Below are 23797 nucleotides of genomic sequence, written 5' to 3' on the forward strand. Positions count from 1 at the left end.
GGCGTACATGGCGGCATGGACGTGGCGGTTCGAGAAGACCGACGGGACGGAGGTCCAGCCCGCGGTGCCGCCGGAGGAGTTCACCACTCAGGGGGACGCCGAGTCCTGGATCGGGGAGCACTGGAAGGCCCTGCTGGAAGGCGGTGCCGACCAGGTGCGGCTGTTCGAGGACGCCACGGAGATCTACGGGCCGATGAGCCTGCACGCGGCCGACGCGTGAGCCCCGGGGCGGGGGCCGGCCGACGGCCCCCGCCCACTCCGCCGGCCGGCGGTCAGCCCCGTACGCCGCACAGGTGCAGCAGCGCCGCCACCCCGCGGTACGGATCCGTCCGCCCGGCCTTCTCCTCCACCGCGAGCAGCGTCTCCACGCCGGCCGGGGCCTCGGCGCCGTCCGCCGCCGTGTCCGTGAACACGCGCACCCCGTACCAGGCGTGCAGCGGCGCCCCGATCCCGGCGAGCGTCGCCGTCAGGTCCTTCAGCCGGTCGGCCCGTACGTCCAGCCCCAGGCGGTTGCGGTAAGCGGTCGTGTCGAAGGCGGCCAGTGCGCCCGCCCAGTCGCCGGACAGCCCCGGCCGTATCGCGAGCGCGTCTCCGTTGCGCACGAGCAGGGACAGCAGCCCGCCGGGCGCGAGCATCCGGGCCAGGCCCGCCAGCAGCGGGTCGGGCTCCTCCACGTACATGAGGACGCCGTGGCACAGCACCACGTCGAAGCTGCCCGGCAGGAAGTGCACGCCGGTGTCCCGGCCGTCGCCCTCGATGATCCGCATCCGCTCCCGGATGCCCTCCGGTTCCCCGGCGAGGGACTCCCGGGCCACCGCGATCATCTTCGCGTCCTGCTCCAGACCGGTCAGCTGGTGCCCGGCCCGGGCCAGCCGCAGCGCCTGGGTGCCCTGGCCCATGCCCACGTCGAGCACCCGCAGCCGCTTGCCGAGCGGGAAACGCCCGACTATCTGCTCGTCCAGCTGCCGGGCCACCAGCTCCTGCCGGACGACATCGCGCAGCCCACCCAGCTTGTCCAGCCAGGCATCCGCCGCGCCCCCGGAGAACGACGTCGCGGTCAGGGCCGCTCTCCGCGCTTGACCTGCGGCTTCGGCAGCCGGAGCCGGCGCATCTGGAGAGAGCGCATCAGGGCGTAGGCGACCGCGCCGCGCTTGTTCTCGCCCGCGAAGCGCTCGTTGAGCTGCTTCTTCAAGCGGAACGCGTTGACGAACGAGTCCAGCACGATCAGCACGATCACCACGAGCCACAGCAGCAGCGCGATGTTCTGGAGCGCCGCCACCCGCACCATGCTCAGCACGAGGATGACCACGGCCATCGGCAGGAAGAACTCCGCGATGTTGAACCGCGAGTCGACGAAGTCGCGCGCGAACCGGCGGACCGGTCCCTTGTCACGCGCGGGAAGGTAACGCTCGTCGCCGCTCGCCAGCGCCTGGCGCTGGCGCTCCAGCGCGCTGCGGCGCTCCTCGCGCTGCCGCTTGGCGGCCTCCTTCCGCGTCATCGACGTGTTGGCGACGCTGCGCCGCTGGGACTGGGCCTCACTGCGCTTGGGCGTGGGCCTGCCCTTCGGGGCCTGCGGGTCGCGGGGCTGCTTGGAGAAGTTCACCGGCGCCTTGTCGGCTGCCTGGGCCTTCTCATCCTTCGCACGGCTACGGAACACAAAACCCAAGGGTAAGGGCTTCCCGGGCATGGACCCCAGTCCCGGTGGGAACGATCCGGCAACACCAGTCGTCTGTAAGGGGACAGAGGGGACGTTGTGTACGCACCCGGTCGTTCCCGGGATCTACGGCTCCGGTAACCCGGGGTAGCCCCGGTAACCCCGGGGACCACCTACTCCCTACGCCGGAGCGGGAGCGTGCTCAGTCGTCCTTGGGGATGAGCGCATCCGTCCCCGAACAGTGCGGTAATGGATGCAGGGCCCGTACTGTGGGTTCTGTCGCAGGAGCTGGAGCCGGAGTCGGTCAGAAGGGGGCGCGCGAAGCCCATGAGCGGTGTCATGAAGCGTATGGGGATGATCTTCCGCGCGAAGGCGAACAAGGCCCTTGACCGGGCCGAGGACCCGCGCGAGACCCTCGATTACTCGTACCAGAAGCAGCTGGAGCTGCTCCAGAAGGTCCGCCGAGGTGTCGCCGACGTGGCGACCTCGCGCAAGCGCCTGGAACTCCAGCTCAACCAGTTGCAGTCCCAGTCCACCAAGCTGGAGGACCAGGGCCGCAAGGCGCTCGCGCTGGGCCGTGAGGACCTGGCCCGCGAAGCGCTGTCCCGCCGTGCCGCCCTCCAGCAGCAGGTGACCGACCTGGAGACGCAGCACGCGACGCTCCAGGGCGAGGAGGAGAAGCTCACCCTCGCGGCCCAGCGGCTCCAGGCCAAGGTCGACGCCTTCCGTACGAAGAAGGAGACGATCAAGGCGACGTACACGGCGGCCCAGGCGCAGACCCGGATCGGCGAGGCCTTCTCCGGCATCTCGGAGGAGATGGGCGACGTCGGCCTGGCGATCCAGCGTGCCGAGGACAAGACGGCCCAGCTCCAGGCCCGCGCCGGAGCCATCGACGAGCTGCTCGCCTCCGGTGCCCTGGAGGACCCCTCCGGCATGCACAAGGACGACCTCCAGGCCGAGCTGGACCGGCTCTCCGGTGGTACGGATGTAGAGCTGGAACTGCAGCGCATGAAGGCCGAACTGGCCGGAGGCTCGAGCGGAGGGCAGCAGGCCCTCGAAGGTGGCACGAACCAGCAGCAGTCCCAGCAGCAGCCGCAGGACACCCCGCGCTTCGACAAGCAGTAGGGGCCCACGCCTAGGAGGGCGACATGATCGTTCGGATCATGGGGGAGGGCCAGGTGAGGCTGGCCGACGGTCACCTCACCGAACTGAGCAAGCTGGACGACGAACTCCTGGCCGAGATGGAGAACGGCGACGGCCCCGGCTTCCGCCGCACCCTCCAAGCCCTGCTGACCAGGGTCAGAGACCTGGGCGAACCCCTGCCCGACGACTCCCTGGAACCATCGGAACTGATCCTTCCATCCCCCGACGCCACCCTGGAGGAGGTCCGGGAGCTGCTCAGCGACGACGGCCTGATTCCGGGCTGAAGTGCGTAACCGCGGGCAGTTGTGCCTCCCCCAGTGCCTTAAGGGCCTGGGAGGTGCCCCCAGGCGGCACGGGTGGGCGCGGCGGCACCCCGCAGCGCCGGGTTGCGCAGTCGCCCCGTCCTCAGCCCCCACGCCGAGCACCTCACACCCGGCCTTCCGACCCCGGCCCCCATACCCCCGCACACCCACCCCGGCTACCGTGAACCCCCGTGAGCACCCTCCAGCGGGTCAAATGCCAGGCCAAAGCACATCCCCTGGCCATGGACGCGGTCCTGGCCGCAGGCGTCCTGGTCTGCATGGTCGCCGGGTCGTTCGTCGAGCCCCGCCACCGTGACAGCGTCAGCTGGGCCCTGCGCACCCCCGACCTCCTCAGCCTCGTCCTCATCACCCTCAGCGCCGCCGCCCTGGTCTTCCGCCGCCGCGCCCCGATGACGGTCCTCTGCCTCACCGGCACGGTCTCCGTCATCGAATCCGTCACCGGCGACCCCCGCGCCCCCGTCGCCATGTCCGCGGTCATCGCCCTGTACACCGTCGCCTCCACCACCGACCGCACCACCACCTGGCGCGTCGGCCTGCTCACCATGACCGTGCTGACCGGCTCCGCCATGGCCGCCGGCAGCCTGCCCTGGTACGCCCAGGAGAACCTCGCGATCTTCGCCTGGACCGGCATCGGCGCCACCGCCGGCGACGCGGTCCGCAGCCGCCGCGCCTTCGTCCAGGCCATCCGCGAACGCGCCGAACGCGCCGAACGCACCCGCGAGGAGGAGGCCCGCCGCCGGGTCGCCGAGGAGCGCCTGCGGATCGCCCGCGACCTGCACGACGTCGTGGCCCACCACATCGCCCTGGTCAACGTCCAGGCCGGCGTCGCCGCGCACGTCATGGACAAGCGCCCCGACCAGGCCAAGGAGGCCCTCGCCCACGTCCGGGAGGCCAGCCGCTCCGCCCTCAACGAACTCCGGGCCACCGTCGGACTGCTCAGACAGTCCGGCGACCCGGAGGCCCCCACCGAACCCGCCCCCGGCCTGGACCGCCTCGACGAACTCACCGGCACCTTCCGCAACGCCGGCCTGCACATCGAGGTCGCCCGCGCCGACCAGGACACCACCCTGCCCGCAGCCGTCGACCTGGCCGCCTACCGGATCATCCAGGAGGCCCTCACCAACGTGCAGAAGCACGCCGGGCCGCAGGCCAAGGCCGAGGTCAGCGTCGTACGGGTCGGACCCCACATCGAGATCACCGTCCTGGACGACGGCAGCGGCGAGAACGGCACCCCGGGCAGCGGTGGCGGGCACGGGCTGCTCGGCATGCGGGAACGCGTCAGCGCCCTGCGCGGCACCCTCACCACCGGTCCCCGCTACGGCGGCGGTTTCCGTGTCCATGCGATCCTGCCGGTCAAGAACCGCACACCCGGGGAGGACCCCGCATGACGATCCGTGTCCTGCTCGCCGACGACCAGGCGCTGCTGCGCAGCGCCTTTCGCGTACTCGTCGACTCCGAGCCCGACATGGAGGTGGTGGGCGAGGCCTCCGACGGCGCGGAGGCGGTGCGGATGACGAAGGAGCAGCGCGCCGACGTCGTCCTCATGGACATCCGGATGCCCGGCACGGACGGTCTCGCCGCGACCCGCATGATCAGCGCCGACCCGGAGCTCGCCGACGTCCGCGTCGTCATCCTGACGACGTTCGAGGTCGACGACTACGTCGTGCAGTCGCTGCGCGCCGGCGCCTCCGGCTTCCTAGGCAAGGGCTCCGAGCCCGAGGAACTGCTGACCGCCATCCGGACGGCGGCCGGCGGTCAGGCACTGCTGTCACCGGCGGCCACCACGGGCCTGATCGCCCGTTTCCTCGCCCAGGAGGACCCCGACGCGGGCGACCGCGACCCGGCCCGGGGCGAGCGGCTCGACTCGCTCACGGGGCGGGAGCGCGAGGTGCTGGTCCAGGTCGCGGGCGGCCACTCCAACGACGAGATCGCCGAGCGGCTGGAGGTCAGCCCGCTGACGGTGAAGACACACGTCAACCGGGCCATGGCCAAGCTGGGCGCCCGGGACCGGGCCCAGCTCGTGGTCATCGCGTACGAGTCCGGTCTGGTCCGTCCAAGGGTGGAGTGAGCCCGGCCCGGGCGTACTGCGCCGGGAGTATGCGCCGCGTAAGGAACGGGACCTGGGGCCTACGGATCGGGTCCCGCCGATGGCTCAGGGTGTAGGAGCGGGCGCTCATCTGCGCGCCCGCTGCCGCTTCTGCCGTTAAACAGAAGAGAGACCCTGACCCATGTCCTGGCTGTCGAGATTCAGCCTCGCGCAACGGGCCCTGATAGGGCTGATGTCGATCATCGCGCTCGTCTTCGGGGCGATCGCGATACCCCAGCTCAAGCAGCAGCTGCTGCCCACCATCGAACTGCCCATGGTGTCCGTGCTGGCGCCGTACCAGGGCGCGTCCCCGGACGTGGTCGAGAAGCAGGTCGTCGAGCCCATCGAGGACAGCCTCGAAGCCGTCGACGGCATCAGCGGCGTGACCTCCACCGCCACCGAGGGCAACGCCGTGATCATGGCGTCCTTCGACTACGGCAACGGCACCGAACAGCTCGTCGCCGATGTGCAGCAGGCCGTCAACCGGGCCCGCGTCCAGCTCCCGGACGACGTGGACCCGCAGGTCGTCGCCGGTTCGACGGACGACATCCCGACCGTCGTCCTCGCCGTCACCTCCGACCGGGACCAGCAGGCCCTGGCCGACCAGCTCGACAAGACGGTCGTGCCGGACCTGAAGAGCATCGACGGCGTCGGCCAGGTCACCGTCGACGGTGTGCGGGACCTCCAGGTCGCCGTCACCCCCGACGACGCCGAACTTGCGAAGGCGGGGCTGACCTCCCAGGCCCTCGCCCAGGCCCTCCAGGCGGGCGGCGCGACCGTCCCGGCCGGCTCCTTCGACGAGGGCGGCGCCAACCGCACCGTCCAGGTCGGCGGCGGCTTCACCTCGCTGAAGCAGATCCAGGACCTGATGGTCACGGGCGAGCCCGGCAAGGGCAAGCCGGTGCGCCTCGGTGACGTCGCCACGGTGAAGCAGCAGGAGGCCCCGGCCGACTCCATCACCCGCACGGACGGCAAGCCCAGCCTGGCCGTCGCCGTCACCATGGACCGCGACGGCAGCGCGGTCGCGATCTCCGACGCCGTCCAGGACAAGCTCCCCGACCTCCGCAAGGACCTCGGTTCCGGCGCGAACCTCACGGTCGTCAGCGACCAGGGCCCGGCCGTGTCGAAGTCCATCAAGGGCCTGACCACCGAGGGCGCGCTCGGTCTGCTCTTCGCCGTCCTGGTGATCCTGGTCTTCCTGGCCTCGATCCGCTCGACCCTCGTGACGGCGGTGTCCATCCCGCTGTCCGTCGTCCTCGCCCTGATCGTGCTGTGGACGCGCGACCTGTCGCTGAACGTCCTGACGCTGGGCGCGCTGACCATCGCCATCGGCCGGGTCGTCGACGACTCGATCGTGGTCCTGGAGAACATCAAGCGGCACCTCGGCTACGGCGAGGAGCGCAACTCGGCCATCCTCAACGCGGTCCGCGAGGTCGCGGGCGCGGTGACGTCCTCGACGCTCACCACGGTCGCCGTGTTCCTGCCGATCGGCCTGGTCGGCGGCATGGTGGGCGAGCTGTTCGGCTCGTTCAGCCTCACGGTCACGGCCGCGCTGCTGGCGTCCCTGCTCGTCTCCCTGACGGTCGTACCGGTGCTGTCGTACTGGTTCCTGCGGCCGCCGAAGGGCACCCCCGAGGACGCGGACGAGGCCCGCCGGCTCGCCGAGGAGAAGGAGGCCAAGAGCCGCCTCCAGCGCCTCTACGTCCCGGTCCTGCGCTTCGCGACCCGCCGCCGGCTCACCAGCGTGGCCATCGCGATCGTCGTCCTGGTCGGCACGTTCGGCATGGCACCGCTGCTGAAGACGAACTTCTTCGACCAGGGCGAGGTCGAGGTCCTCACCGTCAAGCAGGAGCTGAAGCCCGGCACCAGCCTGGAGGCGACCAACGCCCAGGCCAAGAAGGTCGAGCAGCTCCTCGGCGACACCGACGGCGTGAAGAACTACCAGGTCACGATCGGCTCGTCCGGCTTCATGGCGGCCTTCGGCGGCGGCACCGACACCAACCAGGCCTCGTACCAGGTGACGCTGGACGACTCGGCGTCGTACGAGGACGTCCAGGACCGTATCGAGAAGGGCCTGGCCGGTCTGAAGGGCATCGGCACCACCACCATCACCGCCGGTGACGGCTTCGGCGCCCAGGACCTCAGCGTGGTCGTGAAGGCCGCCGACGCCGACGTCCTGCGCACCGCGGCCGAAGAGGTCCGCAAGACGGTCGCCTCGCTCGACGACGTCACGGACGTCACCAGCGACCTGGCGACCAGCGTGCCCCGGATCTCTGTGAAGGCCAACGACAAGGCGGCCGCGGCCGGCTTCAACGACCAGACCCTCGGCGCCGCCGTCGCCCAGGCCGTCCGCGGCACCAACGCCGCCAAGGCGGTCCTGGACGACACCGAGCGCGACGTCGTCATCCGCTCGGCGAAGCCCGCGACGACGCTGAAGCAGCTTCAGGACCTGCGCCTGGGCGCGGTGAAGCTCGGCGACATCGCGACGGTGAAGCTGGTCGACGGCCCGGTCTCCATGACCCGCATCGACGGCCAGCGCGCGGCCACCATCACCGCCAAGCCGACCGGCGACAACACGGGCGCGGTGAGCACCAAGCTCCAGTCCGAGATCAGCGCGCTGAAGCTCCCGGACGGCGCCACGGCGTCGATCGGTGGTGTCTCCGAGGACCAGGAGGAGGCGTTCGCCAACCTGGGCCTGGCGATGCTGGCGGCCATCGCGATCGTCTTCATGCTGCTGGTCGGCACCTTCCGGTCCCTGGTCCAGCCGCTGATCCTGCTCGTCTCCATCCCGTTCGCCGCCACCGGCGCGATCGGCCTGCTGATCGCCACCGGGACCCCGATGGGCGTCCCGGCCATGATCGGCATGCTGATGCTGATCGGCATCGTGGTGACGAACGCGATCGTGCTGATCGACCTGATCAACCAGTACCGCAAGCAGGGCTACGGCGTCGTCGAGGCCGTGATCGAGGGCGGCCGGCACCGACTGCGCCCGATCCTCATGACGGCCCTGGCGACGATCTTCGCCCTGCTCCCGATGGCCCTCGGCATCACCGGCGAGGGCGGCTTCATCGCCCAGCCGCTGGCCGTGGTCGTGATCGGCGGCCTGGTGACGTCGACCCTGCTGACGCTGCTGCTGGTCCCGACGCTGTACGCGATGTTCGAACTCCGCAAGGAGCGCCGGGCGAAGAAGCGCGCGGCGAAGAAGGGCCTTCCGGCCCAGCGCACGGACGCGGCGGAGCCGGAGCACGCGGGCGTGTGACGGCCTGACCCGGCGGCGGCCGGGCACCGGACCTCATGGTCGGTGCCCGGCCGCCCTCATGTCCCGTTACGTATCCTGTGGGCCTGAACGGCATTACGGGGGAAGGGGATTCGGGCGTGCCGCTGCACAGCGACGACCCGAAGTCGATCGGCGGCTACAGGCTGCTCGACCGGCTCGGGGCCGGGGGCATGGGCGTCGTCTACCGGGGCAGGGCGCGGTCGGGCCGTGACGTCGCCATCAAGGTCGTGCACGCCCAGTACGCCGCGGACACCGTCTTCCGCACCCGGTTCCGGCAGGAGATCGCGGCCGTCCGCAAGGTCAGCGGCGCCTTCACCGCACCGGTCCTGGACGCCGACCCCGAGGCGGCGCTGCCCTGGATGGCGACCCAGTACGTGCCCGGGCCCTCGCTCGCCGGGCGGATCCGCGACCGGGGCGCCCTGCCGGACGCCGAAGTGCGCGGGCTGGCCCTGGGCCTGATCGAGGCACTGCGCGACATCCACCGGGCCGGCGTGGTGCACCGGGACCTGAAACCGGCCAACGTCCTGCTCGCCGAGGACGGGCCGCGAGTCATCGACTTCGGCATCTCCCGCGCGGCGGAGAACCACCAGACGCTGACCGAGACGGGCCAGATGATCGGCACTCCGCCCTTCATGTCTCCCGAACAGCTCGTCGACGCCCGCGCGGTCGGCCCGGCCTCGGACGTCTTCTCCCTCGGCTCACTGCTGGTCTACGCCGTCACCGGCCGCGGCCCCTTCGACATGGACAGTCCCTATCTGACGGCCTACCGGGTGGTCCACGACGAACCCGTGCTGGACGGAGTGGGGGAGCCGCTGCGGGGCGTCCTGGAGCGCTGCCTGTCCAAGGAGGCCGCGGACCGGCCCGGACTCGACGAGCTGGCCCGGGAGTTCGCGACCGCCCTGCCCGAGTCGGCGGACGGCGATCCGGCCACTGTGACCCTCCGCGCGGACAGGCTCCCGGCTGCCGAGGCCACCCGCCCCGTGACCCTGGCGGACCCGCCGGTCCCCACTCGACCCCGCCGCCGCATCCGCCCGCTGCTCGCCGCGACGGGCACGGTCGGCGTGGCCGTCCTCGGCCTGACGGCCTATCTGACGCTCGGCCCCGGCTGGGCGCAGAGCGCGGACCGGCCCGGCTCCTCACCGTCCGCGAGCTCCCGGTGGGCGGCGCCGCCCACCGGCTGGAAGCCCTGGCAGACGACGGTGTACGAGACAGCCGGGCGCGGAGTGCGAAAGACGCCGAAGCCGCAGGGCGGGTTGCGGGGCGGGCCGGAGTGCCACGTGTACGAGGGTGCCGTCTTCTGCGCGGGCGACGGGATCCTGCCCGTACGCCTGGACGGGAAGACGGGCGAGACCGTCTGGCGGGCCGGCCCGTCGGCGGCCGTCACCGGCGACGACTTCTCCAGGTTCGAGATCCTCGGCGTCCGGGACGACGCGGTGCTGGTCCAGCAGGAGCCCCCGGGCGAAGGGGCGACCCGGGTCTTCGCCTTCGACACCGGGACCGGCGACCGGCTCTGGGACCGCGCGGTGAACGACGCGTGGACCAGGGTGGCCGTCTCCGGCGACCTCGTCGTGATACCGGAGGGCGACGGCACATCGGTGACGGCCCGCTCGCCCCGCACCGGCGCCGCGCGCTGGACGGAACGGCTGCCCGCGAAGCACTTCTGCGGGATCACGGAGGCCGCCGGGAAGCCGTACCTGCACTGCAGCCCGGAGGAGGCACCCGCGGACAGCCTGGTCATGGAACTGCACCCGGCCGACGGCCCGGCACGCCGGCTGACCGTACCGAGCAAGGCCGACTACTTCGGCACCTTCGACGGCCGGCTCCTGTTCCTGGACCTGACCCAGGACGAGGACGGAAACACACTCATCGGGGAGGACGCGCCGCACGGAGGAATCCGGTTGGTGGACCCCGCCACCGGTGCGGAAACCACGACGAAGCTGGCCGAGGAGTACGAGGGAAAGGTGACGCTGGCGGACGGCACCCTCTGGTTCGCCACCGCCAGTGGACAGGTCACCGCCGTGTCCGCCCGCACGGGCAGGCCGCTGTGGCAGACCCCGACCAGCCTGGAACAACCGAGCGAGCCGACGTACGACCCGCGGACCCGGGCCGTGTACCTGGCCAGTGCCAGCGGCCGGGTCGGGGCGCTCGACGCGAAGAAGGGCACGCTGCTGTGGGAGACACTGCCGCGGGCCCAGAGCAACGACACCGACTGGGGTGCCACCAAGGTGCGGCTCGTCCAAGGCGCCCTGGTCGCGGCCACCCCCGGCGGCACCGTCTTCAGCCTCGACCCCGCGCACCCCGAGCGGAAACCGCACTCGGGGTGACGACGGGCAGGGCGGTGGTTACGGCAGCGCCAGCATCCGCTCCAGCGCCAGCTTCGCGAACGCCTCCGTCTCCTTGTCCACCTCGATGCGGTTGACCAGGTTGCCCTCGGCCAGCGACTCCAGGGCCCAGACCAGGTGGGGGAGGTCGATGCGGTTCATGGTCGAGCAGAAGCACACCGTCTTGTCGAGGAAGACGATCTCCTTGCCCTCGGGCGCGAAACGGTTCGCCAGGCGGCGGACCAGGTTCAGCTCCGTGCCGATGGCCCACTTGGAGCCGGCCGGCGCGGCCTCCAGGGCCTTGATGATGTACTCCGTCGAGCCGACGTAGTCGGCGGCGGCCACGACCTCGTGCTTGCACTCGGGGTGGACCAGGACGTTGACGCCCGGGATGCGCTCGCGCACGTCGTTGACCGAGTCCAGGCTGAAGCGGCCGTGCACGGAGCAGTGGCCGCGCCACAGGATCATCTTCGCGGCCCGCAGCTCGCCGGCCGTCAGGCCGCCGTTCGGCTTGTGCGGGTTGTAGACGACGCAGTCCTCCAGGGACATGCCCATGTCCCGCACGGCCGTGTTGCGGCCCAGGTGCTGGTCCGGCAGGAACAGCACCTTCTCGCCCTGCTCGAAGGCCCAGTCCAGGGCGCGCTTGGCGTTCGAGGAGGTGCAGATGGTGCCGCCGTGCTTGCCCGTGAACGCCTTGATGTCGGCGGACGAGTTCATGTACGAGACGGGCACGACCTGCTCGGCTATCCCGGCCTCGGTCAGCACGTCCCAGCACTCGGCGACCTGCTCGGCCGTCGCCATGTCGGCCATCGAGCAGCCGGCGGCGAGGTCGGGCAGGACGACCTTCTGGTCGTCGGACGTCAGGATGTCCGCGGACTCCGCCATGAAGTGCACACCGCAGAACACGATGTACTCGGCCTCCGGACGCGCCGCCGCGTCCCGGGCCAGCTTGAAGGAGTCCCCCGTGACGTCGGCGAACTGGATGACCTCGTCGCGCTGGTAGTGGTGGCCGAGCACGAAGACCTTGTCCCCGAGCTTCTCCTTCGCCTTGCGGGCGCGCTCCACCAGGTCCGGGTCGGACGGCGAGGGCAGGTCGCCTGGACACTCCACGCCCCGCTCGCTCTTCGGGTCGGCCTCACGGCCGAGGAGCAGCAGGGCAAGGGGCGTCGGCTGTACGTCGAGCTCCTGGGTTTGGGCGGTGGTCACGACACGCACCCTTTCTGTTCCAAGACTTTTCGTCGATTTGACGCTATCTATCATAACCGCTTCACGTCACTTTGACGATGGCCATAGCGTCTGTGTGACGTGAATCCCGGCGAGCCGCCGTTCATTCCCGGGAAGTCCGGGAAAGAGCCGTTTTCCGGTTCCCGGTGCGTGTGCGAGCATGAAAAGGAGCCGAGATCGAGCGCCCGGCCCGGAATGAATCCGCGGCCCCGCCGGTTGGACCCGTCGGCAAGCAGTCTCCGTACAACCCGGGAGAGATGTAGATGTCCGTATCGGACGAGACCACCACCGTCAGCGACGGCATCATCCTGACCGACGCCGCCGCGGACAAGGTCAGGACCCTGCTCGACCAGGAAGGCCGCGACGACCTCGCGCTGCGCGTCGCCGTCCAGCCCGGTGGCTGCTCCGGCCTGCGCTACCAGCTCTTCTTCGACGAGCGTTCCCTCGACGGTGACGTGGAGAAGGACTTCGGCGGTGTGAAGGTCGTCACCGACCGCATGAGCGCCCCGTACCTGGGCGGCGCCACGATCGACTTCGTGGACACGATCGAAAAGCAGGGTTTCACGATCGACAACCCGAACGCGACGGGCTCCTGCGCCTGCGGCGACTCCTTCAGCTGAGCCTGCCGAGCCGCTTCCCGCGGCCGCGGACATGACGAAGGCGGCGGCCCCCTCCGACGGGGCCGCCGCCTTCGCGCTGTGCCGTACTACCGATTCCGCGCCGGGGGAGCCGGCAGCCGCGCGCCCTCCTTGGCCAGCGGGACCGCCTTGCCGTCGGAGTTCACGACCTCGCGGTCGCCGAGCGGCTCGTCCAGCTGCACGGTCTGCTGGAACTGCTTCGCGATCATGATGCAGACCTTGTCCGGCCACGGGGTCGAGGTCACCGTGACCTTCACCTCGTCCCCGCTCTCGCTCGCCTTCACGTCGTAGTCGGCGCACACCCCGCCCGTGAAGGTCACGGTCAGCTCCGAGCCCTCGGCCCGGTAGCCGTCCACCTTGACGTCACGCGGCTCGGGAGCCGACGTCGGCTTGTCACTCGGCCCGCTCGGCGTGGGCGAGGCCAGGTACTTCGGGTCGACCGCCGGGTACGTCACCGTGAACGCGTCCTTCGCACCCGGCGCCGTCACCTCGAACAGCCAGGACGGCACCAGCGCCTGCCGCCCGTCCACGAAGTGCGAGGCCAGCCCGAACACCGCGTCCCGCACCGTCACGGCGTCCTTCTCGGGAGCGCCGCTCGCCGACGACTCGCAGGGCTGCTCCAGCCGGTCCTTCAGCGGCACGGGGCGGGCGCAGCCGCCCACGCCCATGCGGTGGTCGCCCGTCGGCCGCTGTTCCATGAGCTCCAGCGCCTTCTCCGCGCCGACCACGGGGTACGTGTCCCCCTTCACCGGCGTCTTCAGCTGACCGCTGCCGCCGACGACCTCGCCGTCGGAGCCGACCGTGACCCCGGTCGTCCAGCCGTGCGTGGGCAGTCCACCGACCTCGGGAGCGGCGTTCACCACCCGCTGGGCGCCCATGACCTGGCTCGCGTCGAGTTTCGCGTCGTCCTGACCCAACGCCTTCAGCACGGGCGCCGCCGCCTTCTCGGCCTCCGCCTCGCTCACCGGGCTGCCGCCGGGCTGCGGAGCGGTGCAGGTGTCGGTGCCCTTGCAGTTGTCGGTGCCCGGGGCATACCGGCTGAAGGTCCAGGCCCCCGGCGCCTGCCTGTTCACCTGGAGGCTCGGCCCGAAGCCGTCCTGACCGGCCCCGACCTTCCAGGCCTCGCCCTGCGCCACCGGCGCCCCCGCGACCCCGAGGGCCTTCGCCAGCCGGGCCACGTCCTCCTTGGTGACCCCGCCCTGCGCCCGGTACACCGCGGCTTCGCCGGGGCCGTCCGGAAGCGGGCCTTCGACCCGGTAGGTGGCGCCGTAGGGGTTGGGCTCACCGGGCGCGATGCCGTTGCCGCCGCCCGACGTCGATTCCGAGTACCCGTCGAGCGCGAGCGGCGGGGGAGTGTCGTCCCCACCGGGCGCGCCGGACGTCGCACCGCCCTCGGACCCGCCGGAGGCGTTGGCCGCGAGCCAGGCCCCACCACCGCCGATCAACAGCACGGCGGCGGCGACGGAGGCGATGATCGCGGGCGTCCGCGACCGCCCACTGCCCGGACGGACCGGGTGTTCTTCCTCCCGGGGGAGGTCGCCGTGGGGCGCGGGGGGTGTTGTTTCCGTTCCTGCTTCTGCCTCCGGGGCCGGGCCGGAACCGGCCTCCGGGACGCCGGGGCTTTCCGCGGCGACCTCGCGGTCCAGGGCCGGGCCGGCTTCCTCGGCGCCGGCACCACCGGTACCGGCACCATCGGCGTCGGCACCACCGGTGCCGGCCTCCTGGGCGCCGGCACCATCGGCGTCGGCACCACCGGTGCCGGCCTCCTCGGCGCCGACATCATCGGCCCCGGCTTCCTCGGCATCGGCTTCCGAGGTGCCGGACTCCTCGGCCGCCGGGGCAGCGTCGTCCTTCCCGGCCTCGCCGGCCTCGGCGCCGTCCGCCGCCTCAGCGTCCGCCTCGGAAACCCGCGCGTCATCACCCGGCGTCTCGGAAGCTTCCCCGGCAGCCCCGGCAGCCCCGGCAGCCCCGGCAGCCCCGGCGGCCTCAGCGGCGTCCGCCGAACCCCGCTCCTCGACCTCCGGGGTGTCGGCGGATCCGGCGCCGCCCACTTCCCTGGCGTCGTCGTCGTTGTCGGGTCGCTCGGTGTTCACCGCATCGCTCCTTCGGCTGCACAGCTGTCCCACGGGACCCGGCCCGGTCCGAAACGGGCCACTGTCGGGTCGTATCCCGCATCCCCTTTACGGGGGACAGCGATGGGACGCAGCGGGGGAGCGCACGGTTCCCGGTAATGCTCCGCTCAGTCCCCGTAGTCCGACATCGCGTCGAGCATCCGCGCCGACGCCGGGGGTACGGTCACACCGTGGATCAGGGCCGGGGAGACCGGCCGGGAGGCGACCCGGTCGGGAACCGCCCAGTGGGGAGCCATCCGGGCCCCGTCACCCGGCAGCGACGCCAGGTCGCCTTCGAGATCGACCGGAACCGGCATCTGGAGCTTGAGGTTCGTCATATCCGCACCGTAGGCACGCCGGACCTCACGGAGAAAGATCTACTATCGGGTAGTTTCCATGCCTTCAGAGCGGCGCCGCCCACCCGATAGCGTGAAGTGTCAAGGTCCGCCCTCCCTCAGGAGAGTCCACGCCGTGCGCATCGCAGTCACCGGCTCCATCGCCACCGACCACCTCATGACCTTCCCCGGCCGCTTCGCCGACCAGCTCGTAGCGGACCAACTGCACACGGTCTCGCTGTCGTTCCTGGTCGACAAGCTCGACGTCCGCCGCGGCGGCGTCGCCGCGAACATCGCGTTCGGCATGGGACAGCTGGGCACCCGCCCGATCCTGGTCGGCGCCGCGGGCGCGGACTTCGACGAGTACCGGGCCTGGCTCGACCGGCACGGCGTCGACACCGACTCCGTCCGCATCTCCGAGACGCTGCACACCGCCCGCTTCGTGTGCACGACCGACGCCGACCACAACCAGATCGGCTCGTTCTACACCGGCGCCATGAGCGAGGCCCGCCTCATCGAGCTGAAGACCGTCGCCGACCGCGTCGGCGGTCTCGACCTGGTCTCCATCGGCGCGGACGACCCGGAGGCCATGCTCCGGCACACCGAGGAGTGCCGCTCCCGGTCCATCCCGTTCGCCGCCGACTTCTCCCAGCAGATCGCCCGTATGGACGGCGAGGAGATCCGCATCCTGCTGGACGGGGCGACGTACCTCTTCTCCAACGAGTACGAGAAGGGCCTCATCGAGTCCAAGACCGGCTGGACCGACGCGGAGATCCTGTCCAGGGTGGGCCACCGGGTGACCACCCTCGGCGCGCAGGGCGTCCGGATCGAGCGGACCGGCGAGGACCCGATCGAGGTCGGTACCCCGGACGAGGAGCGCAAGGCCGACCCGACCGGCGTCGGCGACGCCTTCCGCGCGGGCTTCCTCTCGGGCCTCGCCTGGGGCGTCTCCCTGGAGCGCGCGGCCCAGATCGGCTGCATGCTGGCGACTCTCGTCATCGAGACGGTGGGGACGCAGGAGTACCAGCTGCGGCGCGGGCACTTCATGGAGCGGTTCACCAAGGCGTACGGGGATGAGGCCGCGCAGGAGGTTCAGGCACATCTGGCCTGACCGGTTGCCGTCTGCGGGTGCGTGGGGGCTGGTCGCGCAGTTCCCCGCGCCCCTGAAGAGGGCGTTCAGCTCACCCGGCGGACCAGGTACGCCGTTCCCTTGTCCGCCGGCTCCTCACCGACGTACTCCTGGTTCCTCATCTCGCACCACGCCGGGATGTCCAGCCGGGCCGCCTCGTCGTCGGCGAGGACCCGTACCAGTCCGCCCACGGGCACATCGCCGATGACCTTCGCCAGCTCGATCACCGGAATCGGACAGCGCTTGCCCAGGGAGTCGACGACCAGGACATCCTCCTCGCGGGCGACGTCGGTGGCGGCCGGCGCCCCCAGCTTCTCCCGCACCGCCGCCACCGTCCCCGGCAGCACCTCCAGGAACCGCTCGACGTCCTCCTCGGCCACCCCCACCGGCAGGGAAACCCGCACATTTCCCTCACTCAGCACGCCCATCGCCCGGAGCACATGGCTCGGCGTCAGCGTGCTGCTGGTGCAGGACGAGCCGGACGAGACCGAGAAACCCTCCCGGTCCAGCTCGTGGAGCAGAACCTCCCCGTCGACATAGAGACACGAGAACGTGACGACCCCGGGCAGCCTGCGCACCGGATGGCCGACCACCTCGACGTCCGGCACGGCCCGCGGCACCCGTGCCCGGATCCGCTCCGTCAGCTCCCGCAGTCGCAGGGCCTCCTCGGCCGCCTCGGCCCGTACGGCCCGCAGCGACGCGGCAGCCGCCACGATCGCCGGGATGTTCTCGAAACCGGCCGCCCGCCCCGACTCCCGCTCGTCCACCGGCCCTTGCGAGGCAAACCGAACACCCTTGCGGACGACGAGCAGGCCGACCCCGGCCGGGCCACCCCACTTGTGCGCGCTGGCCGCGAGCAGCGACCAGTCACCCTCCACCGGCCCCCACCCCAGCGACTGCGCCGCGTCCACCAGCAACGGCACCCCCGCCGCCCGGCACGCCTCGGCCACCTCGGCCACCGGCTGCTCGGTCCCCACCTCGTGGTTGGCCGACTGGAGACAGGCCAGCGCCGTGTCCGCGCGCAGGGCATCGCCGTACGCCGCCGGATCCACCGCCCCGCCCCGGTCGACCGGCACCTGCGTGACCGTCCCGCCGGCCGCCTCGTGCACCTCGGCCGAGTGCAGTACGGAGGAGTGTTCGACCGCCGACACGATCAGGTGACGCCCGACCCGCCGCCGCCCGGCCAACGCCCCCGCGATCCCGGAGTGGACAGCCCGGGTCCCCGACGACGTGAACACCAGCTCGTCCACCCGGCACCCCACGGCCTCGGCAGCAGCCTCCCGGGCGGCATCGAGCACCATCCGGGCCCGCCGCCCCTCCCGGTACAACCGGGCAGGATCGGCCCACCCCTCGTCGAGCGAGGCCAACAGCGCCTGACGGGCAACGGGATGCAAAGGCGCGGAGGAAGCAGCATCGAAGTAAGCCACACAGCAACGCTAACGCCCTCAGGGGCGCGGGCTGCGTCCATATGCGGCTCCGCCGCGTGGGTGCGAACAACCCCCAACCACCCGCACTCGCCCCATAAGCCGCACCCCCAACCCATTGGGCGCCCGCCCCACCCCTTCGGGGTGACCGGCGGCGCGCGAACGCCCCCCTCCCCGCGAACCCCCGGAGGGCGTCGGCTAGGGTTTGGTCCGCATAAACATCCAAACCCCTGCCCGACGCAGGGCGGCGACCGACCAGCGAGAAGGCCAGGCCGCAGCCGATCCGCGCGGGCGAGACTCTCGGGAAGGCGCTACGTGAGTCCCAACGGCTCCGACCGCTCGCCGCGGCGCCCGATGCGGCGGAAGCTGCTGCAGGCACTGACCGCGGGCCTGGTCTTGGCGACAGCCACCGGTTGCTCGTACAACTGGGAAGACTTCCCCCGCCTTGGTATGCCCACCCCGACCACGGAAGAGGCTCCGCGGATCCTCTCCCTGTGGCAGGGGTCCTGGGCGGCTGCGCTCGCCGTTGGCGTGCTGGTGTGGGGTCTGATCCTGTGGAGTGCTTTCTTCCACCGGCGCAGCCGCACCAAGGTCGAGGTTCCTCCGCAGACCCGGTACAACATGCCCATCGAGGCGCTGTACACCGTGGTCCCGCTCATCATCGTCTCGGTGTTGTTCTACTTCACCGCTCGTGACGAGTCCGAGCTGCTCAGCCTCAAGAAGAAGCCCGACGTCACGGTCAACGTGGTCGGCTTCCAGTGGAGCTGGTGCTTCAACTACATCGAGCCGGTCGCCGGTTCCACGGGTGACGCCAAGAAGTCCCCCGAGCTGGACGCGATCCCGGACCGGTTCAAGAAGGACTTCCCGGCAGGCGCCGGCGGTGTCTACGACTGCGGCACCCCCGGCACCCGGAACCCGCAGACCAACAACCCGGGTCCGACGCTCTGGCTGCCCAAGGGCAAGACCGTCCGCTTCGTCCTCACCTCGCGTGACGTCATCCACTCCTTCTGGGTGGTGCCGTTCCTGATGAAGCAGGACGTCATCCCGGGCCACACCAACGCCTTCGAGGTGACCCCCAACAAGGAGGGCACCTTCCTGGGCAAGTGCGCCGAGCTCTGCGGCGTCGACCACTCTCGGATGCTGTTCAACGTGAAGGTCGTCTCCCCCGAGCGCTACGAGCAGCACCTCAAGGACCTCGTGGACAAGCAGCAGAACGGTTACGTTCCTGCCGGCATCGCGCAGACGAGCCACGAGAAGAACCGGGAGACGAACAACCTGTGAGCATCCTCAACGAACCCCAGGGTGCCGCGGCAGCAGGGTCCCACTACCAGGACGAGCTGCCGGTCAGGCGCCAGAACCGCGGCAGCGTCGTGGTCAAGTGGCTGACGACGACGGACCACAAGACGATCGGCACGCTGTACCTGGTGACGTCGTTCGCGTTCTTCGTCATCGGTGGCGTGATGGCGCTGTTCATGCGCGCCGAGCTCGCCCGGCCCGGCCTGCAGATCATGTCGAACGAGCAGTTCAACCAGGCGTTCACGATGCACGGCACGATCATGCTGCTGATGTTCGCGACGCCGCTGTTCGCGGGCTTCGCGAACTGGATCATGCCGCTGCAGATCGGTGCGCCGGACGTGGCGTTCCCCCGGCTGAACATGTTCGCCTACTGGCTGTACCTGTTCGGCTCGCTCATCGCCGTGGGCGGCTTCCTGACGCCGCAGGGCGCGGCCGACTTCGGCTGGTTCGCCTACAGCCCGCTGTCGGACGCGGTCCGCTCCCCGGGCATCGGCGCCGACATGTGGATCATGGGTCTGGCCTTCTCCGGCTTCGGCACCATCCTCGGCTCGGTCAACTTCATCACCACGATCATCTGCATGCGCGCGCCCGGCATGACGATGTTCCGCATGCCGATCTTCACCTGGAACGTGCTGCTGACCGGTGTGCTGGTCCTGCTGGCCTTCCCGGTCCTGGCCGCGGCGCTGTTCGCCCTGGAGGCGGACCGCAAGTTCGGTGCCCACATCTTCGACTCCGCCAACGGCGGCGCGCTGCTGTGGCAGCACCTCTTCTGGTTCTTCGGCCATCCAGAGGTGTACATCATCGCGCTGCCGTTCTTCGGGATCATCTCCGAGGTCATTCCGGTCTTCTCCCGCAAGCCGATGTTCGGTTACTCGGGTCTGATCGGCGCGACCATCGCGATCGCGGGTCTGTCCGTGACGGTGTGGGCGCACCACATGTACGTCACCGGCGGTGTGCTGCTGCCGTTCTTCTCCTTCATGACCTTCCTGATCGCGGTCCCGACCGGTGTGAAGTTCTTCAACTGGATCGGCACCATGTGGAAGGGCTCGCTGTCCTTCGAGACGCCGATGCTCTGGGCGACCGGCTTCCTCATCACCTTCACCTTCGGTGGTCTGACCGGTGTCATCCTGGCCTCGCCGCCGATGGACTTCCACGTCTCCGACTCGTACTTCGTGGTGGCGCACTTCCACTACGTCGTCTTCGGCACCGTGGTGTTCGCGATGTTCTCCGGCTTCCACTTCTGGTGGCCGAAGTGGACCGGCAAGATGCTGGACGAGCGCCTCGGCAAGATCACCTTCTGGACGCTGTTCATCGGCTTCCACGGCACGTTCCTGGTCCAGCACTGGCTGGGTGCCGAGGGCATGCCGCGCCGGTACGCGGACTACCTCGCGGCCGACGGCTTCACCGCGCTGAACACGATCTCGACGATCAGCTCGTTCCTGCTCGGCATGTCGATCCTGCCGTTCTTCTACAACGTGTGGAAGACGGCCAAGTACGGCAAGCCGGTCGGCGTCGACGACCCGTGGGGCTACGGCCGCTCCCTCGAGTGGGCGACCTCGTGCCCGCCGCCGCGGCACAACTTCATCACCATGCCGCGGATCCGCAGTGAATCCCCGGCGTTCGACCTGCACCACCCGGAGATCGCCGCCCTCGACCAGCTCGAGAACGTCGGTCACGGCGAGAAGGCCATCGCTGGTGGCAAGGAGGCCGGCAAGTGAAGATCCAGGGCAAGATGTTCATGTGGCTGAGCGTCTTCGTCCTCGCCATGGCGGTCGTCTATGGCGTGTGGTCGAAGGAGCCGGCCGGTACCACGGCCCTCTTCCTGGCCTTCGGCCTGTGCATCATGATCGGCTTCTACCTCGGCTTCACGGCCAAGCGGGTCGACGTCGGTGCGCAGGACAACAAGGAGGCGGACGTCGCGGACGACGCCGGCGAGGTCGGGTTCTTCAGCCCGCACAGCTGGCAGCCGCTCTCGCTGGCCATCGGTGGCGCTCTCGCCTTCCTGGCCATCGCGATCGGCTGGTGGCTGATGTACTTCTCGCTGCCGATCATCCTGATCGGCGTGTGGGGCTGGGTCTTCGAGTACTACCGCGGTGAGAACCGCACCCAGTAGCACGAGCCGAGCGCTCAGGGGCCCGGACACTCCGCAAGGAGCGTCCGGGCCCTGCTTTTGCCGCAATACGTGTCACTCGTACGAGTCACCCGGCGTGCCGCAGTTGACGCGGCTTCCTAGCGTGAGGCCATGAGCCACACAGCGATCTCCCGCCCCCGCACCGTCGTCAGCTGCACGCTGCTGGTGATAGCCCTCTGCGCGGGCGTCACCGCCTGCGGCTCGGACGGCAACCCGCTCTCCCATCGCCCCTACGACGCGGCGGACCAGATATCCTTCAACGCCCCCTCCGAGGGCCGCAAGAAGGCCGACCCGGACAAGCCCCTGGAAGTGGTCGCCGAGGACTCCGACGGGCGCATCACGGACGTCACGGCCTACGACGCCGCCGGACGCTACGTGGCCGGCGAACTCGCCGCCGACGGCGGCCGCTGGCACAGCACCTCCCCGCTCGCCGCCAACGCCAGCTACACGGTCCGCGTGAGCACCGAGGACGAGGACGGGGCGCCAGGCCGCAAGGTCCTCACCTTCGACACCGGCAGGACCACCTCCAAGAAGCGCCTGGACGTCACCTTCGGCCCCAAGGCCGGTACCTACGGCGTCGGCCAGCCGATCACGGCCGAGCTGAGCCAGCCCGTCAAGGACAGATCCCAGCGGGCCGTCGTCGAACGGGCCCTCAAGGTCTCCTCCATGCCCGCCACGGACGGCGCCTGGCACTGGGTGGACGACAAGAAGCTCCACTACCGCCCGAAGGACTACTGGCCCGCACAGGCCACCGTCCAGGTCCGCAGCAACCTGGAGGGCATCAAGATCGACGACCGGATGCGGGGCGGCAAGGCCAAGCCGCTGACGATCAACACCGCCGACAAGGTCATAGCCGTGACGGACGCCGCGGCACACCAGATGACCGTCTACAAGAACGACGAGATCGTCCGGCAGATCCCGGTCACCACGGGCATGCCCGGCTACGACACACGCAACGGCGTCAAGGTCGTCCTGGCCAAGGAGGGCACCGTCCGGATGACCAGCGCCAGCATCGGCGCCTCGGACTTCTACGACCTGATCGTCCACCACTCCGTGCGGGTCACCAACAGCGGCGAGTACGTCCACGCCGCCCCCTGGTCCGTCGGCTCCCAGGGCTACGCCAACGTCAGCCACGGCTGCACCGGCATGAGCACCGAGAACGCCGCGTGGTTCTACGAGAACATCCGCGAGGGCGACATCGTCAAGGTCATAAACTCCGCCGGCGACACGATGACCCCGTTCGGCAACGGCTTCGGCGACTGGAACCTCGAATGGAAACAGTGGCGCACGGGCAGCGCCCTGACAGCCGGCACCCCGGAGGGCCCGACACCGGCGGACAGGGCGCGCTTGAGGCCGCAGAGCGCGTGACTGCCCCCGGGGCGCGGGGCTGTGTCGATGTGCGGCTCCGCCGCGTGGGCGCGAACAGCCCTCACGCATCCGCAGGTCGCCACACAACCGGCCGTCCCGAGCTCCTAGGCGTTCAAAGCCGCCCTCTCCCGCAACAGCGAGGCCAGGGCCGCAGCGAACTCCACAGGATCCACCGGCAACGTCACCGCCGACTCCGCCCGGCTCCAGGTCGCCAGCCACGCGTCCTGCGGCCGCCCCATGAGCAGCAGCACCGGCGGGCAGTCGAACACCTCGTCCTTGATCTGCCGGCACAGCCCCATGCCCCCCATCGGCACGGCCTCACCGTCCAGCACACAGACGTCGATCCCACCCCGGTCCAGCTCCCTGACCACCGCATCAGGAGTCGCACACTCCACGAACTCCACCAGTGGAACGTCCGGCGCCGGCCGCCGTCCCGTGGCGAGCCGCACCTGCTCGCGGGTGTTGGAGTCGTCGCTGTAGACCAGCACCGTGGCGGTCGGCTGCATTGTTCCTCCGTGACGTCAGCGTCGTAAGGACAGGCCCGTTGGGCCGGATGCTACTCCCTTGAACACCACGTCAACACCGGTACGACCGGCTTAGACACTCCGAACGGCACCCCCCGGAGTGAGGGCGGGATAAGCGACCGACATAATGTCGGTCGTGGCGACAGCAACGACAGTAGAAACCGGGCACGCGCACCCGTCGGTCAATCGGCCGAACCTCACCAGCGTCGGAACGATCATCTGGCTGAGTTCCGAGCTGATGTTCTTCGCGGCCCTCTTCGCGATGTACTTCACCCTGCGATCGGTGACGGGTCCCGATCACTGGAAGGAGATGGCGAGCCATCTCAACTTCCCGTTCTCGGCGGCGAACACCACCATCCTGGTGCTCTCCTCGCTCACCTGCCAGCTCGGCGTCTTCGCCGCCGAGCGCGGTGACGTGAAGAAGCTGCGGATGTGGTTCATCGTCACGTTCGTGATGGGTGCGATCTTCATCGGCGGTCAGGTCCTCGAGTACACCGAGCTGGTCAAGGAGGCGGGCCTGTCCCTCTCCTCCGACCCGTACGGCTCGGTCTTCTACCTGACCACCGGCTTCCACGGCCTGCACGTGACGGGCGGTCTCATCGCCTTCCTGCTGGTCCTGGGCCGGACCTACGCGGCCCGGAGGTTCACCCACGAGCAGGCGACCGCCGCGATCGTCGTGTCCTATTACTGGCACTTCGTCGATGTCGTCTGGATCGGCCTCTTCGCCACGATCTACATGATCAAGTAGCGGGACCGCAGCGCGCGCCCGACGAGGCACGCATCCCAGAAGCACCGACGCAGAAGATCCTGACA

At 70.2% G+C, this 23797-nt stretch carries 21 protein-coding genes; 14 read left to right on the forward strand and 7 right to left on the reverse strand.

Going from position 1 to position 23797, the window contains the following annotated elements; genetic code table 11:
- The first annotated feature begins 7 nt into the window (after positions 1-7).
- The gene (locus QC385_RS16810; RefSeq protein ID WP_279542145.1) at positions 8-220 is read left to right on the forward strand and encodes a hypothetical protein; all 213 of its coding nucleotides are present in this window, start codon (positions 8-10) and stop codon (positions 218-220) included.
- A 52-nt stretch (positions 221-272) separates the two neighbouring features.
- On the opposite strand, the gene QC385_RS16815 is transcribed toward QC385_RS16810, so the two are convergent.
- Positions 273-974, reverse strand: coding sequence for a class I SAM-dependent methyltransferase (locus QC385_RS16815; RefSeq protein ID WP_279542146.1), 702 nt, complete (start codon positions 972-974; stop codon positions 273-275).
- An 83-nt stretch (positions 975-1057) separates the two neighbouring features.
- Positions 1058-1657: a DUF3043 domain-containing protein gene (locus tag QC385_RS16820; protein ID WP_279542147.1), complete on the reverse strand. Its 600-nt coding sequence runs from the start codon at positions 1655-1657 to the stop codon at positions 1058-1060.
- Between the two features lie 336 nt (positions 1658-1993).
- Between QC385_RS16820 and QC385_RS16825 the strand changes: the two genes are divergently transcribed.
- The 6 genes from QC385_RS16825 to QC385_RS16850 all read left to right on the forward strand — a co-directional run bounded on the left by QC385_RS16825 (position 1994) and on the right by QC385_RS16850 (position 10807).
- A complete protein-coding gene (locus tag QC385_RS16825) occupies positions 1994-2779 on the forward strand; it encodes a PspA/IM30 family protein (RefSeq protein ID WP_078945169.1) in 786 nt (261 codons plus the stop codon).
- Positions 2780-2802: 23 nt separating this feature from the next.
- A complete protein-coding gene (pspAA, locus tag QC385_RS16830) occupies positions 2803-3081 on the forward strand; it encodes a PspA-associated protein PspAA (protein ID WP_279542148.1) in 279 nt (92 codons plus the stop codon).
- A gap of 209 nt (positions 3082-3290) precedes the next feature.
- The gene (locus QC385_RS16835) at positions 3291-4508 is read left to right on the forward strand and encodes a sensor histidine kinase (RefSeq protein ID WP_279542149.1); all 1218 of its coding nucleotides are present in this window, start codon (positions 3291-3293) and stop codon (positions 4506-4508) included.
- Complete coding sequence (locus tag QC385_RS16840) at positions 4505-5188, forward strand: response regulator (protein ID WP_150480418.1); 684 nt, start codon at positions 4505-4507, stop codon at positions 5186-5188. The genes QC385_RS16835 and QC385_RS16840 overlap by 4 nt, the downstream gene beginning before the upstream one ends.
- 160 nt (positions 5189-5348) lie before the next feature.
- The gene (locus QC385_RS16845) at positions 5349-8465 is read left to right on the forward strand and encodes an efflux RND transporter permease subunit (protein WP_279542150.1); all 3117 of its coding nucleotides are present in this window, start codon (positions 5349-5351) and stop codon (positions 8463-8465) included.
- A 116-nt stretch (positions 8466-8581) separates the two neighbouring features.
- Complete coding sequence (locus QC385_RS16850; RefSeq protein ID WP_279542151.1) at positions 8582-10807, forward strand: serine/threonine-protein kinase; 2226 nt, start codon at positions 8582-8584, stop codon at positions 10805-10807.
- Positions 10808-10825: 18 nt separating this feature from the next.
- Here QC385_RS16850 and nadA read toward each other — a convergent pair whose 3' ends face one another.
- Positions 10826-12010: a quinolinate synthase NadA gene (gene nadA, locus QC385_RS16855; RefSeq protein ID WP_279542152.1), complete on the reverse strand. Its 1185-nt coding sequence runs from the start codon at positions 12008-12010 to the stop codon at positions 10826-10828.
- A gap of 281 nt (positions 12011-12291) precedes the next feature.
- Here nadA and QC385_RS16860 point away from each other — a divergent pair, with 281 nt between their 5' ends.
- A complete protein-coding gene (locus tag QC385_RS16860) occupies positions 12292-12648 on the forward strand; it encodes a HesB/IscA family protein (protein ID WP_086851802.1) in 357 nt (118 codons plus the stop codon).
- Positions 12649-12734: 86 nt separating this feature from the next.
- Here QC385_RS16860 and QC385_RS16865 read toward each other — a convergent pair whose 3' ends face one another.
- Together QC385_RS16865 and QC385_RS16870 are read right to left on the reverse strand one after the other, a co-directional pair.
- Positions 12735-14759 carry a hypothetical protein gene (locus QC385_RS16865; protein WP_279542153.1) on the reverse strand — a complete coding sequence of 675 codons (2025 nt, stop codon included), beginning with the start codon at positions 14757-14759 and terminating at the stop codon, positions 12735-12737.
- A 146-nt stretch (positions 14760-14905) separates the two neighbouring features.
- A complete protein-coding gene (locus QC385_RS16870; RefSeq protein ID WP_279542154.1) occupies positions 14906-15115 on the reverse strand; it encodes a hypothetical protein in 210 nt (69 codons plus the stop codon).
- Between the two features lie 133 nt (positions 15116-15248).
- Here QC385_RS16870 and QC385_RS16875 point away from each other — a divergent pair, with 133 nt between their 5' ends.
- A complete protein-coding gene (locus QC385_RS16875; protein WP_279542155.1) occupies positions 15249-16223 on the forward strand; it encodes a carbohydrate kinase family protein in 975 nt (324 codons plus the stop codon).
- A gap of 65 nt (positions 16224-16288) precedes the next feature.
- Here QC385_RS16875 and QC385_RS16880 read toward each other — a convergent pair whose 3' ends face one another.
- A complete protein-coding gene (locus tag QC385_RS16880; protein WP_279542156.1) occupies positions 16289-17668 on the reverse strand; it encodes a cysteine desulfurase/sulfurtransferase TusA family protein in 1380 nt (459 codons plus the stop codon).
- A 312-nt stretch (positions 17669-17980) separates the two neighbouring features.
- On the opposite strand from QC385_RS16880, the gene ctaC reads away from it, so the two are divergent.
- From ctaC to QC385_RS16900, 4 genes are all read left to right on the forward strand, one after another.
- Positions 17981-18946, forward strand: coding sequence for an aa3-type cytochrome oxidase subunit II (ctaC, locus tag QC385_RS16885; RefSeq protein WP_279542157.1), 966 nt, complete (start codon positions 17981-17983; stop codon positions 18944-18946).
- The gene (gene ctaD / locus QC385_RS16890) at positions 18943-20679 is read left to right on the forward strand and encodes an aa3-type cytochrome oxidase subunit I (protein ID WP_279542158.1); all 1737 of its coding nucleotides are present in this window, start codon (positions 18943-18945) and stop codon (positions 20677-20679) included. Before ctaC ends, ctaD begins: the two co-directional genes overlap by 4 nt.
- Positions 20676-21074, forward strand: coding sequence for a cytochrome c oxidase subunit 4 (locus QC385_RS16895; RefSeq protein ID WP_086600622.1), 399 nt, complete (start codon positions 20676-20678; stop codon positions 21072-21074). The genes ctaD and QC385_RS16895 overlap by 4 nt, the downstream gene beginning before the upstream one ends.
- 129 nt (positions 21075-21203) lie before the next feature.
- Positions 21204-22460 (forward strand): L,D-transpeptidase, encoded by a 1257-nt coding sequence (locus QC385_RS16900; protein ID WP_279542159.1) that lies wholly within the window; start codon positions 21204-21206, stop codon positions 22458-22460.
- A gap of 104 nt (positions 22461-22564) precedes the next feature.
- On the opposite strand, the gene QC385_RS16905 is transcribed toward QC385_RS16900, so the two are convergent.
- Positions 22565-22966 carry a hypothetical protein gene (locus QC385_RS16905; RefSeq protein ID WP_279542160.1) on the reverse strand — a complete coding sequence of 134 codons (402 nt, stop codon included), beginning with the start codon at positions 22964-22966 and terminating at the stop codon, positions 22565-22567.
- A gap of 145 nt (positions 22967-23111) precedes the next feature.
- Between QC385_RS16905 and ctaE the strand changes: the two genes are divergently transcribed.
- Positions 23112-23732 (forward strand): aa3-type cytochrome oxidase subunit III, encoded by a 621-nt coding sequence (gene ctaE / locus QC385_RS16910; protein ID WP_030249479.1) that lies wholly within the window; start codon positions 23112-23114, stop codon positions 23730-23732.
- Positions 23733-23797: the final 65 nt, after the last annotated feature.

Source organism: Streptomyces sp. DH10, assembly GCF_029813805.1.
Lineage (GTDB): Bacteria > Actinomycetota > Actinomycetes > Streptomycetales > Streptomycetaceae > Streptomyces > Streptomyces coeruleofuscus.